The sequence below is a fragment of the Pseudooceanicola sp. LIPI14-2-Ac024 genome (assembly GCF_042188925.1).
Classification (GTDB): domain Bacteria; phylum Pseudomonadota; class Alphaproteobacteria; order Rhodobacterales; family Rhodobacteraceae; genus Pseudooceanicola.
Window position 1 is genome coordinate 18,976 of the sequence record NZ_CP170102.1, and the last position, 14,090, is coordinate 33,065.

General features: G+C 69.0%; 12 protein-coding genes. 2 read left to right on the top strand and 10 right to left on the bottom strand.

Features of this window, described 5'->3' with window-relative positions; genetic code table 11:
- Positions 1-42 precede the first annotated feature (42 nt).
- The 10 genes from ACE2AC_RS00105 to ACE2AC_RS00150 form a co-directional block, all read right to left on the bottom strand.
- Positions 43-765 (bottom strand): TetR/AcrR family transcriptional regulator, encoded by a 723-nt coding sequence (locus ACE2AC_RS00105; RefSeq protein ID WP_375690035.1) that lies wholly within the window; start codon positions 763-765, stop codon positions 43-45.
- A gap of 127 nt (positions 766-892) precedes the next feature.
- Entirely contained in the window at positions 893-2,539 is a 1,647-nt protein-coding gene (locus tag ACE2AC_RS00110) for a GMC family oxidoreductase (RefSeq protein WP_375690037.1), read from the bottom strand.
- A gap of 118 nt (positions 2,540-2,657) precedes the next feature.
- The gene (locus ACE2AC_RS00115; RefSeq protein ID WP_375690039.1) at positions 2,658-3,614 is read right to left on the bottom strand and encodes a DUF808 domain-containing protein; all 957 of its coding nucleotides are present in this window, start codon (positions 3,612-3,614) and stop codon (positions 2,658-2,660) included.
- A gap of 71 nt (positions 3,615-3,685) precedes the next feature.
- Positions 3,686-4,627, bottom strand: coding sequence for an ABC transporter permease (locus ACE2AC_RS00120; RefSeq protein WP_375690041.1), 942 nt, complete (start codon positions 4,625-4,627; stop codon positions 3,686-3,688).
- Positions 4,624-5,676 carry an ABC transporter permease gene (locus tag ACE2AC_RS00125; RefSeq protein ID WP_375690043.1) on the bottom strand — a complete coding sequence of 351 codons (1,053 nt, stop codon included), beginning with the start codon at positions 5,674-5,676 and terminating at the stop codon, positions 4,624-4,626. The genes ACE2AC_RS00120 and ACE2AC_RS00125 overlap by 4 nt, the downstream gene beginning before the upstream one ends.
- Positions 5,666-7,207, bottom strand: coding sequence for an ABC transporter ATP-binding protein (locus ACE2AC_RS00130; protein WP_375690046.1), 1,542 nt, complete (start codon positions 7,205-7,207; stop codon positions 5,666-5,668). Before ACE2AC_RS00130 ends, ACE2AC_RS00125 begins: the two co-directional genes overlap by 11 nt.
- Positions 7,204-8,583, bottom strand: coding sequence for an amidase (locus ACE2AC_RS00135; RefSeq protein ID WP_375690048.1), 1,380 nt, complete (start codon positions 8,581-8,583; stop codon positions 7,204-7,206). Before ACE2AC_RS00135 ends, ACE2AC_RS00130 begins: the two co-directional genes overlap by 4 nt.
- Positions 8,584-8,651: 68 nt before the next feature.
- Positions 8,652-9,644 carry a BMP family protein gene (locus tag ACE2AC_RS00140; RefSeq protein WP_375690050.1) on the bottom strand — a complete coding sequence of 331 codons (993 nt, stop codon included), beginning with the start codon at positions 9,642-9,644 and terminating at the stop codon, positions 8,652-8,654.
- Positions 9,645-9,823: 179 nt separating this feature from the next.
- Positions 9,824-11,116: an amidohydrolase family protein gene (locus tag ACE2AC_RS00145; protein WP_375690052.1), complete on the bottom strand. Its 1,293-nt coding sequence runs from the start codon at positions 11,114-11,116 to the stop codon at positions 9,824-9,826.
- A gap of 128 nt (positions 11,117-11,244) precedes the next feature.
- Positions 11,245-12,141, bottom strand: coding sequence for a LysR family transcriptional regulator (locus tag ACE2AC_RS00150; protein ID WP_375690054.1), 897 nt, complete (start codon positions 12,139-12,141; stop codon positions 11,245-11,247).
- Positions 12,142-12,283: 142 nt separating this feature from the next.
- On the opposite strand from ACE2AC_RS00150, the gene ygiD reads away from it, so the two are divergent.
- Together ygiD and ACE2AC_RS00160 are read left to right on the top strand one after the other, a co-directional pair.
- Positions 12,284-13,108 (top strand): 4,5-DOPA dioxygenase extradiol, encoded by an 825-nt coding sequence (gene ygiD, locus ACE2AC_RS00155; protein ID WP_375690056.1) that lies wholly within the window; start codon positions 12,284-12,286, stop codon positions 13,106-13,108.
- A gap of 11 nt (positions 13,109-13,119) precedes the next feature.
- Positions 13,120-14,085: a glutathione S-transferase family protein gene (locus ACE2AC_RS00160; protein ID WP_375690058.1), complete on the top strand. Its 966-nt coding sequence runs from the start codon at positions 13,120-13,122 to the stop codon at positions 14,083-14,085.
- The last annotated feature ends 5 nt before the right edge of the window (positions 14,086-14,090 follow it).

Consider the following 14,090-nt stretch of genomic DNA (forward strand, 5'->3'; position numbering starts at 1 on the left):
TTCACCGTACAAGAGATTCGGCGCAGGCCGCAAGCGTTCCCGTCAAACGCGCGGAAGCTGCGCCTCGAGGCCGGTGACCAGCGCCTCGACATATAGCGAAAATCCCGCTTCCATCGGGCGATCCGCTCCGTTCTGCCAGCGCAGGATGAAGGCATTGTTCAGCATTGCGGCGGCGTGGCGGGCAAGGACCGGGTGGTCCTCCGGCGACAGGTGTTGGGGCAGGGTGCTCAGGTCCTTCTCGACCTCGTCGGCATCCGGCGGCATCATCGCGAATTCCTGCGTGGTGAAGCCGACCATACCGCCGATCACCGCGTTGTAGGCGGCGATCAGCCCCGGCCCCTCGAACCCCGCGCCTTCGAGCTTCGACAGGATCCCCTCGATCAAGTCGAGGTCCAGGCTCGCGTTCGAGACGAGGTTCACGCCGATCAGTGGCGCGACGTTGGGATGGGTGGCGATGATCGCGCGGTAGCGGCGGAACAGCTCGCGCAGCCAGTCCTGCCATCCCAGGCCCGCGTCGGGCACGAGGTCACAGAGAACGGCGCTGATGACCTCGGCCACCAGCAGGTGACGGCTGGGCGTGTACCAGTAGATCGCGGTCGGATAGACCTCGAGCGCCTTGGCGACGTTGCGGACGCTGAAACTGTCGAGGCCCTCGGTGTCGATGATCCGGATCGCGGTCTCGACGATGCGCTCCTTGGAAAGTCCGGGCGCCGTGCGCGCGGTCTGGGCCCGTCGCCGGGCCGGTGCGGCCTTGTCGGCTGCCATCCTGTCGTCCTCTTCTCCACCGTCGTCGTCGCGGACTGGCGCCCGGCCGGACCATCCCCGCCGCGGCGCGCCGCGCACTGGCGGAGCCTAGCGCCGCACCGGGACGGTTGGCAACGCGGTCCCGCCGTCAGGCCAACGCAGTCCGCGCGGGCCGGATCCCGCGGATCATGTCGGCGGCGCGCTCGGCGATCATGATCGTCGGGGCGTTGGTGTTGCCCCCGATCAGCCGCGGCATGATGGAGGCATCGACCACCCGCAGCCCCTGCATCCCGCGCACGCGCAGCTCCGAGTCGACGACGGCCATCTCGTCCACGCCCATCTTGCAGGTGCCGACGGGGTGGTAGATCGTGTCGGCCCGCGCGCGGATGTGGCTTTCCCACTCCGCGTCGGTCATGCCGTCCTTCAGGCCGAAAAATTCCTTGTCGCGGTAGGGGGCCAGCGCCGGGGCCTGCAGGATCTCGCGCGTCATCCTGGCCCCCTTGATCGTGGTCTCAAGGTCGCGCGGATCGCCCAGGTAGTTGGGATCGATCCCCGGTGCGGCCATCGGATCGCCGCTTTCGAGAAAGACGCGGCCCCGGCTGAACGGGCGCAGCGTGCAGACATGGCAGGAAAACCCGTAGCCCAGGTGCAGCTTGCGGGCGTGGTCGTCAACGATCGAGATGACGAAATGCAGCTGGATGTCCGGCCGGTCGAGCGCCGGGTCGGTCTTGAGAAACCCGGCCCCCTCGGCAAACGGGGTCGAGATCATGCTGTTGCCGGTCCGCCGCCATTCGAGGATGTGCTTCGTCAGGCCCACGGTCCCGGCCAGCCCGACGCCGAAGTTGTCGGTGTCCTTCGACGTGTAGGCGAGGATGAAGTCGAGGTGGTCCTGCAGGTTCCGGCCCACGCCGGGCAGGTCGTGCACCACCGCGATCCCGTGTTTCTGCACCTCTTCGGCGGGGCCGATCCCCGACAGCAGTAGCAGCTGCGGAGAGTTGAAGGCGCCCCCCGACACGATCACCTCGCGCCGGGCGCGCACCTCTGCGTCCTTGCGGCCGCTGCGGTAGGCAACCCCGGTGGCGCGCTTGCCCTCGGTCAAGATCTTCGTCGCATGCGCGCCGGTGACGACGGTCAGGTTGCGCCGCCCCGCGCGGATCGGGCGCAGGTAGGCGGCCGCGGCCGAGCATCGTTCACCGTTGCGTTCGGCGCTGTGGAACTGGGTGACCTGGTAAAGGCCGACCCCCTCGTTGTCGCCGGTGTTGAAATCGGCCACCTCGCGGTGCTGGCATTCGGTCGCCGCCGTGACGAAGGCGCGCGAGATCGGGCGCGGCGCCTTCTGGTCCGACACGTGCAGGGGCCCCTGGTTGCCGTGCACCGAGTCGGCGCCGTGTTGGTTGTTCTCGGATCGCTTGAAGTAGGGCAGGCAGTCGTCCCACGACCAGCCCTCACAGCCCAGCTCGGCCCAGCCGTCGTAATCCGACCGGTGGCCGCGGATGTAGAGCATGGCGTTGATCGCGCTTGACCCGCCAAGCGCCTTGCCGCGCGGCTGGTAGCCGCGACGCCCGTTCAGCCCCGGTTGCGGGACCGTCTCATACGCCCAGTTCGAGATCTTGCCGTGTCCCGGCAGCATGGCCACCACCCCGGCCGGCGCGCGGATCAGCAGGTGGTCGCCATCGCCGCCCGCCTCCAGCAGGCAGACCGAGACCTGCGGATCCTCGCTGAGCCGTGCCGCCAGTGTCGCCCCGGCCGAGCCGCCGCCGACGATCACGTAGTCATAGGTTGCCGTGTCAGGCATGCCGAACCCCTCCCCGAACAGGGGCCCTCCCGCCCCTCGGGGTATCGGGGCACGGATTGCGCCGATCGGTCCAGACAATTCGGCCCGTGGCCGGAATTTCCGGCGGGTGCCGAAGGGCTCAGTGCTGTTCGGCCGGGGCCTTGCGCCATCGGACAAGGCCGAAGAGCGCGACCACCACGCCGCCCGCGGCAAGCGCGAAGAGGCCCTGGAACGCGGCGGTCACCAGCCAGGCCAGCGCACTGCCGAGGGATGGCACGGCATGGGCCGCCATTTCGGCCATGTGGGCGATCCAGTGTTCCGGCCCGGCATAGCCGTAGTGCGCCAGCCCGTGCAGCAGCAGGCTGCCCCCGACCCAGAGCATTGCCAGCGTGCCGACCACGGTCAGCGCCTTCAGGAACGGCGGCACGGTCAGGACGATCCCGCGCCCCAGCCGACCCAGCAGACCCTCGCCGTACCGGCGCGCCAGCGCCATGCCCATGTCGTCGGCCCGCACGATCACCGCCACGACGCCGTAGACGCCGACGGTGAAGGTGATGGCGATCGCCAGCATCACGCCGATCCGGGTGACCATCGCCAGCTCGGCGACCTGCGACAGGGTCAGGACCATGATCTCGGACGAGAGGATGAAATCGGTGCGGATCGCGGATTTCACGGTCTCGTTCTCGATCACCTCGGGGCTGCGCGGATCCTTGGCCTCGGACGGTCCGTGATGCGCGATCAGCCCCGTCATCTCGAGCACCTTCTCGGCCCCCTCGAAGGCGAGGTAGAGGCCCCCCAGCATCAGGAGCGGCGTGATGATCCAAGGCGCAAAGGCGCTGAGCAAAAGCGCAGCGGGCGTAATGATGACGATCTTGTTGAAGAGCGACCACTTCGCGATCCGCAGGATCGACGGGATCTCGCGCTTTGGGCTGACGCCGGTGACGTATTTCGGTGTGACCGCGGCGTCGTCGATAACGATGCCGATCGACTTGCTGCTGGCCTTGAGCGACTGCGCCGCGATGTCGTCGATGGATGCGCTCGCCATCTTGGTCAGGGCCGCGATGTCGTCGAGAAATGCCAGAATGCCGTAGCTCATGTCGTCCTGCGCTTTTGCCTGTTCCGGGTGACTATAGTGGCCCGGACGCGACCTGCCAGTCGCATCCCGCGTTAACGTTCGCCGCGCCGGTAGGGTTGCATCAGTGCCTGCGGCACCCGCGCGCGCCGTGCCATCAGCGTCAGCGCCACGATCGAGAGCAGGTAGGGCAGCATCAGGAAGAGCTGGTAGGGCACGCCTTCGACCACCGTCTGCAGCCGCAGCTGGAAGGCGTCGAAGAAGGCAAAGAGCAGCGCGCCAAGGAGCGCCCGCGCCGGGCGCCACGAGGCGAAGACCACCAGCGCCACGCAGATCCAGCCGCGCCCCTGCACCATGGTCGGGAAGAAGGAGTTGAAGGCCGCCAGCGTCAGGAAAGCGCCGCCCATGCCCATCAGGGCCGAGCCCGCCATGATCGTGCCGATGCGCAGCCAGATCGGGTCGATCCCCTGCGCGTCGACCGCGTGCGGGTTCTCGCCCGCCATCCGGATCGCAAGGCCAAGCGGCGTGCGGTAGAGCAGCCAGGCCAGCACCGCCACCAGCACCAGCGCAAGGTAGGTCGGCGCCGTCTGGTTGAAGAGCACCGGCCCGAGGAAGGGGATGTCGGACAGGACCGGCACCTCGACGGGACGGAACGGCTCCACCGTCGGGGGCGAGGACGATGTCGAAATGGCCAGGCGGTAGACGTAGTAGGAAAAGCTCGACGCAAAGAGCGTTATGCCCAGGCCGGTGACATGCTGGCTGAGCCCCAGCGGCACCGTCAGCAGAGCATGCAGGAAGCCGAACATCGCCCCGCCAAGCGCGGCGACCAGCATCCCGGTCCAGAGGTCGCCGCCGGAATAGACCGTCAGCCACCCGATCATCGCGCCGAAGGTCATGATCCCCTCGATCCCGAGGTTCAGCACGCCGACCCGTTCGCAGAGCAGCACGCCGAGCGTGCCGAAGATCAGCGGGGTGGCGATGCGCAGCACCGCCTCCCACATGCCGACCGATCCCAGGATATCCAGAAGCACGGTCATCGGCGGATCCTGTACTGCGCAAAGAAGATCGCCACCAGCATGGTCAGGAGCGACAGGGCGACGGTGACATCGGCGATGTAGGACGGGATCGACAGCGCCCGCGACATGCTGTCCGCGCCCACAAACATCACGGCCGAAAAGAGCGCCGCGGCGATCACGCCGATAGGGTTCAGGTTGGCGAGCATGGCGATGACGATGCCGGAATAGCCGTAGCTGGGCGACAGGTCGGTGGTGACATAGCCCTTGACCCCCATCACCTCGATCGCGCCGGCCAGCCCGGCCAGACCGCCCGACAGGCAGGCGACAGCGATCAGCGTGCGCCCCAGCGGAACGCCGGCAAAGGCGGCGGCACGCGGGTTCAGCCCCGCCGCCCGCGCGCGCATGCCGAAGACGGTGCGCGACTGCAGCCACCAGACGAAGATTGCCATGCCGACGGCGATGACGAGGCCCAGGTGCAGACGGCTCCGCGCCATCAGCTTGGGCAGCTCGGCGTTTTCCGTCACCGGCACCGATTGCGGCCAGCCGAAGGCCATCGGGTCCTTCATCGCGCCCTCGATCATCAGCGACACGAAGAGGACCGCGACGAAGTTCAAAAGGAGCGTCGTCACCACCTCGTCCACGCCGAACCGCAGGCGCAGGCCCAGCGGGATCAGCAGCAGGATCATCCCCGCCACCGCCCCGGCGGCGAGGCAGATGAGGATCGCCAGCGGCGCGGGCAGGTTCGCGACCACGGGGATCATCCCGATCGCCGGCACCGCCAGCGCACCGAGGTAGAACTGGCCCTCGCCCCCGATGTTCCAGAGCCGCGCGCGGAAGGCGACGGCGGCGGCAAGGCCGGTCAGGATCAGCGGCGTCGTGCGGGTCAGGGTTTCGGAGATCCCCAGCCGCGACCCGAAGGCGCCCTGCAGGATCAGCCCGTAAGCGCGGAACGGGTTCGCCCCGGCCAGGGCGATCAGCACGCCCGCCACGATCAGCGCCGCCAGGATGGCGCCCACCGGGGCCAGGATGGTCAGCGCCCGCGACGCGTGATCCCTGCGTTCAAACCGCATCTGTCGTCTCTGCCTCGATCTTCTCTGCCGCCGACCAGTCACCCGCCATCATCAGCCCGAGGAGCTGCGCGTTCGCCCGCTCTGCCGGGATCGCGGGGGACAGCCGCCCGTTCACGATCGCGCGGATCCGGTCGGACAGCGCGATCACCTCGTCGAGGTCCTCGGAAATCAGCAACACGCCGGCACCACGTCCGCGGGCCTCGAGCAGGCGTTCGTGCACGCCCGCGATGGCGCCCTCGTCAAGGCCCCGGCTGGGCTGTGCGGCCACCAGGATGTCCGGCCCGGCCTCGAGCACGCGACCCAGGATCAGCTTCTGCATGTTGCCGCCCGAGAGCAGCCGGATGCGGCTGTCGACGCTGGCCCCGCGCACGTCGTAGCGGTCGATGATGGCCCGCGTCGCCGTGCGCGCGGCGGCGCGGCGGACGATGCCGCGCGACGAGAAGTCGGGCGACCAGATCCGTTCGAGCACCGCGTTTTCCCACGTCGCCATGTCGCCGATGGTGCCCTCGGCATTGCGGTCCTCGGGGATGCGGCCGATCCCGGCGGCGATGGCATGCGGCACGTCGTGCACCGTCACCGCCTGTCCGTCGATCAGCAGGCTGCCGCCGTCCGGCGCATAGAGGCCCGAAACGAGGCCCGCGAGCGTCGTCTGCCCGTTGCCCGAGACACCGATGATCCCCAGCGTCTCGCCCGCCCGCAGGCGGAAGCTTACACCGTGCAGCGACGCGCCGCCCTTGCCCTGCAGGCTCAGGTCCACGCCCTCAAGCAGCACCTTGCCGGGCGTCGCGGGCGGGCGGGCCGGGCGTTCGACCTTGCGGCCCACCATCAGCTCGGCCAGTTCTTCCTTGCTGGTCTCTCCGGTCCGCCGTTCGGCCACCACGCGGCCGTGGCGCAGGACGACGACCCGGTCCGAGGCCGACATCACCTCGTGCAGCTTGTGGCTGATGAAGATCAGTGACAGCCCGTTGGCGGTCATCTGGCGAAGGGTGGCAAAGAGGCTCTCGGCCTCCTGCGCGGTCAGCACGGCGGTCGGTTCGTCCAGGATCAGGATCTGCGCGTCGTTGTAGAGCGCCTTGAGGATCTCGACCCGCTGGCATTCGCCCACCGACAGCTCTGACACCCTGGCATCGGGATCGACCTTCAGCCCGAATGTCCGCGACAGCTCCACCAGCTTGCGCCGCCCCGCGGCGCGGTTCGACCGCAGTTTCCACAGCGGCTCGGTCCCGGTCATGACGTTGTCGAGGACCGTCAGGTTGGGGGCCAGTGCAAAGTGCTGGTGCACCATGCCCACGCCCGCACGGATCGCGGCGCGGGACTTGCCCGGCGGCAGCTCCTGACCCTCGACCCGCACGTGGCCCTCGTCGGCGGTGTAATGGCCGAAGAGGATCGACATCAGCGTCGTCTTGCCCGCCCCGTTCTCGCCCAGGAGCGCGACGATCTCGCCCCGGTCGAGGTGGAGCGAGACGTCTTCGTTCGCGGTCACATGGCCAAAGCGCTTGGTGATGCCAGAAAGTTCCAGGACCCGGGTCATGCGACGGCTCCGAACAGCGGGCTGCGCTGGCGCCAGCGCCCGGACCTTTCCAGCGACGCGCCAAGCGCCAACAGCCGCAGGTCGCCACCCAACGGTGCAATCAGCTGGACGGGCAGGGGCAGGCCCGCATCATCCGCCCCGAAGGGCAGGGTCAGGGCCGGGGCGCCGGTGACGTTGGCCAAGGCGGCAAAAGGGGCAAATGCGTCCATGCGTTCGATCTGGAGGGCGGTGTCGCGGTGATCCGTGGGAAATGCCCCAAGCGGGGGCGGAGGACCAGAGAGCATCGGCGTCAGGATCATGTCCACCCGGTCGAAAAGCTGCCAGAGCCGGTAGGCCGCGCCCGCCGCGCCTTCGGTCGTGGACCACAGGTCGGCAGCGGGCATCGACAGCCCGCGTTCGATGAAGGCCTGGGTCAGCGGCTCGGTCCGGTCGGCGTCGAGCCCCGCGGCGACGAGCGCGGCGAGGTTGGCGGAAACGATCCGCTCGAATGCCCTGGCCGAGGCGCGGCGGATCCGCGTCAGTTCGGTCGCTGCCATGTCGAGGATGCGGTGCCCCTGCGCTTCCAGCGCCGATGCGGCCTCGGCCACGGCGGCGGCCCGTTCGGGGGCGATCCCGCGCACCTCGTTCAGCAGGCCGATGGTCAGCGGCCCGTCCGTCCCCAGCTGCACCGGCGCGGCCGACAGCCCCCGCGCGTCGCCCGTGAGGCAGGGCCAGAGGGCCTGCGCATCCCGGATCGAGCGGGTGATGGCATACTCGGTCGCGATCCCGCCCAGGTGGTTGCCAAAGCCGGGACCGCCCGGGATCGCCCCGCGCGACGGCTTGAGCCCCACGAGGCCGCAGCAGGCGGCCGGGACCCGGATCGAGCCACCCGCATCCGTGGCATGGGCCAGCGGCACGATCCCGGCGGCCACCGCCGCCGCGCTGCCGCCCGAAGATCCGCCGGCGGTGAGGCTGCGGTCGAGGGGGTTCCTGCAGGTCGGGCCGATGGCCGGTTCGCTCGACAGCGAAAGACCGAATTCCGGCACCGTCGTCGCGCCGAAGGGGCGGAAGCCCGCGGCGCGGAAGCCCGCGGCGAGGTCGCTGTCGGACACGCCCTTCATCCGCGCCAGCGCGGCCGACCCGGCCCGCATCGGGATGCCCGCGAACGGCCCGCCGAGGTTCTTGACCAGCAGCGGCACCCCTTCGAAGGGGCCGCCCGTGGCCGCAGGCGGGTCGGTGTCCATCATCCAGCAGACCGCGCCGAGGTCCCTGACCGCCGCCGCCCGGGCGCGCGCCGCCCGCATAGCGTCGTCGGCCGTCAGCCGCCCGCCTGCGATGGCGGCGGCCAGGCCGGTTGCGTCCGCGATCGCGTCCACGCTGTCGATCATCCCGTTCATGCGGCAAGACCCCGCCCGAATGCCGGGCGGGGCCGCGTCAGTGTGTCATGCCGTCCGGGCATCCGGCCTCAGGCCGGTTCGTCGAAGTTGCGCGGCACCTCGAATTCGCCCGCTTTGATGGCGGCACGCACCTCTTCCATCTTGGCGACGGCATCGGCGGGGGCAACGCCCTCGACATAGGTGATGTCGTTGCCGCCGTCCTTCATCAGGCTGAGCGGCGTGTAGTTCTTGGCCACCGGGTTGCCGCCGGTCGCATCGGCCAGCGCGGCGTCGAGCAGCGGGCGGAACGACCAGAGCGCGTTGGCGAAGACTGTGTCGGGGTAGCGCGGGGTGTAGTCGATCAGCGAGCCGATCGCCTTGATACCGCGTTCCTGTGCCGCGTCGGCGGTGCCGATCCGCTCACCGAAGAGGATGTCGGCGCCGCTGTCGATCTGGGCCAGCCCGGCCTCGCGGGCCTTCGGCGGGTCGAAGAAGGTGCCGATGAAGCTGACCACGTGCTTCACGTCCGGGTTCACCGCCTTCACGCCGTCGGCGAAGCCGTTGATCAGCATGTTGACCTCGGGGATCGGGATCGCGCCGACGGACCCGACGGTGCCGGTCTCGGTCATCGCGCCCGCCAGCATCCCGGCGAGATAGGCCGCTTCCCAGTTCCAGGTGCCGAAGACACCGAAGTTGTCGCCGGCTTCCTCGCCCGAGGAGCCCATGAGGAACGCGGTCTCGGGATAGTCGCCCGCGACCTCGCGCGCCTCGCGCTCGACGGCGTAGGATTCGCCCACGATCAGGACGTTGCCGGCCTCGGCGTATTCGCGCATCGCGCGGGGATAGTCGGTGCCCGACACGCCTTCCGAGAAGGTGTATTCGATCACGCCTTCCTCGTTCGCGGCCACCATTGCCGCGTGCAGGACCGAGTTCCAGGCGTTCTCGACGGGCGAGGCGTGGATCCCCGCGACCTTCACCGGGCCGCCCTGCGCGCGCAGGATCGACGGGGCGAAGAGCGTGGTGGCGCCAAGCGCGGCGCCGGTGCCGAGCAGGCGGCGGCGGTTGATCAGGAGTTGTGTCATGCGGAGGTTCCTTCCCTGTGCGCCCGGGACAGCACCGGGCGGTTGTGTCTTGTTGCCGCTTTGCGTGGCATCGCCGAAGTGAGCACGTCCCCCGCGCCGCCTGTCAAGCTTGGCGGGGTCTCAATGCCGCGTCACGGGCCGGTAACTGCCGGGTATTTGGGCATATTCTGACCAAGTGGTCAAACCGCGTCGCGGGGCGCGTAGTCGGCCGGGGTGACGTGGTCGGGGCGCCCGTCCAGCATGATGCGGCTGACCTGGGGCGCGGTCTCGGCCACGACCTTGCCGCGCCGGATCACCTTGAGGCGAGCCGGGCGCAGGCGGATCGCCTCCGCCGTGTCGGCGCAGTGCAGGATCACCATGTCGGCATGACAGCCGACCGCGAGCCCGTAGCGCTCCAGCCCCATGATTTCGGCCGAGTTCACGGTCACCGCGTCGAAAAGCGCGCGCTTGTCGGCGATTGACCCCATCTGCGTCGCATGCACCGCCATGTGCGCCACGTCCAGCAGGTCGCCGGTGCCCATCGAGTACCACGGGTCCATCACGCAATCCTGCCCCAGGCCGACAGGGATCCCCATCTCCATCATCTGCGGAATGCGGGTCAGCCCCCGCCGCTTGGGATAGGTGTCGTGCCGGCCCTGCAGCATCATGTTGATCAGCGGGTTCGGGATCGCGGCCATCCGCGCCTCGGCCATCAGCGGCAGCAGCTTGGAGACGTAGTAGTTGTCCATCGAATGCATCGAGGTCAGGTGCGACCCGGCCACGCGTCCCTGCAACCCGAAGCGCACGGTCTGGGCCGCCAGCGTCTCGACGTGGCGCGACAGCGGGTCGTCGGTTTCGTCGCAATGCATGTCGACCATCAGCCCCCGGTCGGCGGCGATCCGGCACAGCGCCTCGACCGAGCGGGTGCCGTCCTCCATCGTGCGTTCGAAATGCGGGATGCCGCCCACCACCTCGACCCCCATGTCGAGCGCCCGGCTCAGCGCATCGACGATGCCGGGTTCGCGGTAGTAGCCGTCCTGCGGAAAGGCGACGAGCTGCAGGTCGAGGTAGGGCGCCACGATCTCGCGCACCTCCAGCAGCGCCTCTGCGGTGACCAGGCGCGGGTCGGAGACATCGACATGGCTGCGCACGGCCATCAGCCCCTTGCTGACGGCGAGGTCGCAGTAGCGCACCGCCCGCTCGATCAGCGCCTCCTTGGTCAGAGTCGGCCGCAGCTCGCCCCAGAGCGCGATGCCCTCCAACAGCGTGCCCGAGACGTTCATGCGGGGCAGGCCCAGCGACAGGGTGGCGTCCATGTGGAAATGCGGATCGACGAAGGGCGGGCTGACCAGCAGGCCGCCCGCATCGATGGCCTGGCCCGCCTCGGCCGTGATCCCGGCCTCGACCGCGGCGATGCGCCCGTCCCTTACGGCGATGTCGATCCCGGTGCGGCCGTCGGGCAGGGTGGCATTGGTGATCAGAAGGTCGAACATGGCCGGGGCATCCTGTCTTGGTCGTGGCGCGGCCACCCTATGGCGGGGCCGCGGGGCTGTCAGCCCGTGGCGGTGCAAATGCGGCGATGCCGGACATGCGGTGCCGTGTGGATGGGCGCTTCGGCGGCCTAGAGGATGGCACTGCCGCGCACATCCTCGACAGCGAAGTCGATCAGCGCACGGATCTTGCGCGGCATGGTGCGACCTTCGAGGTAGACGGCGCTGACCGGCCCGGTGTCGCCCTGGTGATCGGTGAGAACGGGCAGCAGCGCGCCGGTTTCGAGCGCCTCGGTCACGGCGAAGCGCGGGGCGTAGGCGATGCCAAGCCCGGCCGCCGCCAACGCGACCGAGGCGCGGGCGGAGTTCACCCGGAACCGGCCCTGCACGGTTACGACGTGGTCGATGCCATCGCGGCGGAACGTCCAGCGGGTCGCGGCCCGGCGGTTGGTGTCTAGGATGCAGGCATGCGCCTCGAGCGCGGCGGGTGCCATTGGCGTGCCATGCGCGGCGAGGTAGGCGGGGCTGGCGACGGCGACGGACTGGTATTCACCCAGCTTGCGCGCCTTGATCGACGCCATGTCCGACTGCCCGATGCGAAAGGCGAGGTCGATCCCCTCGCTCGCCAGGTCGACGTGGTCGTCCGAGAGCCGCAGGTCGATGCTCAGCCCCGGATGCAGATCGGCGAACCGGCCCAGCATACCGGCGACATAAACCTCGCCAAAGGTGATCGGGGCCGAGATGCGGATCACCCCGGTCAGGCCGCGCGAGCCCTCGGCCACCACGCTCAGGAGGTCGTCGAGATCGTCGAGCAGGGCAGGCGCGCGCGCCAGCAGGTCCTCGCCCGCAGGAGTCAGCCCGACCCGCCGCGTCGTCCGCTGGAACAGCCGCACGCCAAGCCGCGCTTCAAGTTCGGCCACGTATTTCGACGTCAGCCGGTTCGACACGCCCAGTTGGTCCGCCGCGGCGGTGAAAGAGCCGGTCTGCGCGGTGGCGACAAAGGCCCTCAACTCGTCAACGATGTCCATCTGGCGTTAATCCGAACAAAACGGTGATAGTCATTCAACAAAATCTTCATTTTGTGGAATGTCGGCAAGCCTTAAGTTGCCCGTGACAAGGGATCGTCCCGACGATGACGATCCGGCCAACGCCCCCGAAAGGAGTGACGCCATGAGCATCGCCCACGACCTGCAGACCCTGCGTGACCGGCTGACGCCGTCCGACCGGATGCCGCTGGTGTTCCTCGGACACGGCAGCCCGATGAACGCGATCGAGGACACCGAGTTCAGCCGCGCCTGGACCGAGCTGGGCAAATCCCTGCCGCGTCCCCGCGCGATCCTCGTGGTGTCGGCGCACTGGATGACCCGCGGGACCACGCTGGTCGACGTGTCGGCGATGCCGCGCACGATCCACGACTTCTACGGCTTCCCACAGGCCCTCTACGACCAGAGGTACGACGCGCAGGGCGATCCGGAACTGGCGCGCACGGTGGCCACGCTGCTGGCCAGCCACCACGCCGAGGAGGACGACACATGGGGCCTCGACCACGGGGCCTGGACAGTGCTCAAGTATCTCTACCCCGAGGCGGATGTCCCGGTTTTCCAGGTCTCCATCGACATGGGCCGCGACCTCGATCACCAGCTCGAGATCGGCAAGGCGCTGTCGGACCTGCGCGACCGGGGCGTGCTGATCCTTGGCTCGGGGAACGTGGTGCACAACCTGCGTGCCATGCGCCCGGGCGGTGCGCCGCAGGACTTCGCGCTGGAGTTCGACCAGCTCTTCACCGACCGCCTGACCGCGCGGGATTTCGACCGTCTGGCCGACCGCAAGGGGCTGGGCCACCTGCTGCGCATGGCGCACCCCACGGTCGATCACTACATGCCCGCGCTGACCATCGCCGGTGCGTCGGACACACGCGACGACCTGACCTTCATGACCGATGCGATCGACCTCGGCTCGGTCTCGATGAAATCCTACGTGTTCCACGCGGCCTGAGGGGGATCGCCATGCTTGTCGACGGAAAATGGACAGAGGACTGGCAGCCGGTCCAGAAGGCGGACGACAAGGGACGCTTCGTGCGCCAGGTGTCGTCCTTCAGGAACTGGATCACGCCTGACGGCAGCGCCGGGCCGACCGGCACGGGGGGCTTCGCGGCCGAGGCCGGGCGATACCGGCTCTACGTCGCGCTGATCTGCCCCTGGGCCTCGCGCACCCTGATCGCGCGCAAGCTCAAGGGGCTGGACGGGTTGATCCCGGTGACGGTGGTCAATCCGGCGCTGTCATCGCAGGGCTGGCAGTTCGGCGGCTACCCGGGGGCCGAGGCCGATCCGCTCTTCGGTGCCACCCACCTGCACGAGCTCTACACCCGCGCCGATCCCGCCTTTACCGGGCGGGCCACGGTGCCCGTGCTGTGGGACATGAAGCAGGACGTGATGGTGAACAACGAAAGCGCCGACATCCTGCGCATGTTCGACACCGCGTTCGAGGGGCTGGCGTCCTCCGATCATCGCCTTTACCCGGCGGACCTGGCCACCCAGATCGACGCGCTGAACGCGCGCATCTACGAGGCGCTGAACAACGGTGTCTACAGGGCCGGTTTCGCCAGCACGCAGGCGGCCTATGACGAGGCGGTGGCGGGCGTGTTCGCGATGCTGGACGAACTCGAGGACAGGCTGACCGGCGACTACCTCTTGGGCGACCGCGTGACCGAAACGGACATCCGCACGTTCGTCACGCTGATCCGGTTCGACGCGGCCTACCACGGTCTCTTCAAGACCAACCTGCGCCAGATCCGTGACTATCCCACACTATCCGCCTACATGGCACGCATGCTCGCACTGCCCGGCGTGGTCGAGACGGTGAACATGGACCACATCACGCGCGGCTACTATTCGATCAAGGCGCTGAACCCGACCGGCATCCGCCCGGTCGGACCGGCCCATGTCACGGCGCTGCTGGCGGCCGCCATCTGACCCGG

What these genes read in the sequence shown, in the direction of transcription:
- ACE2AC_RS00125 (WP_375690043.1), bottom strand. Translation starts at nt 5,676, where the DNA reads ATGCGGTTTGAACGCAGGGATCACGCGTCGCGGGCGCTGACCATCCTG.
- ACE2AC_RS00105 (WP_375690035.1), bottom strand. Translation starts at nt 765, where the DNA reads ATGGCAGCCGACAAGGCCGCACCGGCCCGGCGACGGGCCCAGACCGCG.
- ACE2AC_RS00135 (WP_375690048.1), bottom strand. Translation starts at nt 8,583, where the DNA reads ATGAACGGGATGATCGACAGCGTGGACGCGATCGCGGACGCAACCGGC.
- ACE2AC_RS00140 (WP_375690050.1), bottom strand. Translation starts at nt 9,644, where the DNA reads ATGACACAACTCCTGATCAACCGCCGCCGCCTGCTCGGCACCGGCGCC.
- ACE2AC_RS00160 (WP_375690058.1), top strand. Translation starts at nt 13,120, where the DNA reads ATGCTTGTCGACGGAAAATGGACAGAGGACTGGCAGCCGGTCCAGAAG.
- ygiD (WP_375690056.1), top strand. Translation starts at nt 12,284, where the DNA reads ATGAGCATCGCCCACGACCTGCAGACCCTGCGTGACCGGCTGACGCCG.
- ACE2AC_RS00150 (WP_375690054.1), bottom strand. Translation starts at nt 12,141, where the DNA reads ATGGACATCGTTGACGAGTTGAGGGCCTTTGTCGCCACCGCGCAGACC.
- ACE2AC_RS00115 (WP_375690039.1), bottom strand. Translation starts at nt 3,614, where the DNA reads ATGAGCTACGGCATTCTGGCATTTCTCGACGACATCGCGGCCCTGACC.
- ACE2AC_RS00120 (WP_375690041.1), bottom strand. Translation starts at nt 4,627, where the DNA reads ATGACCGTGCTTCTGGATATCCTGGGATCGGTCGGCATGTGGGAGGCG.
- ACE2AC_RS00110 (WP_375690037.1), bottom strand. Translation starts at nt 2,539, where the DNA reads ATGCCTGACACGGCAACCTATGACTACGTGATCGTCGGCGGCGGCTCG.
- ACE2AC_RS00130 (WP_375690046.1), bottom strand. Translation starts at nt 7,207, where the DNA reads ATGACCCGGGTCCTGGAACTTTCTGGCATCACCAAGCGCTTTGGCCAT.
- ACE2AC_RS00145 (WP_375690052.1), bottom strand. Translation starts at nt 11,116, where the DNA reads ATGTTCGACCTTCTGATCACCAATGCCACCCTGCCCGACGGCCGCACC.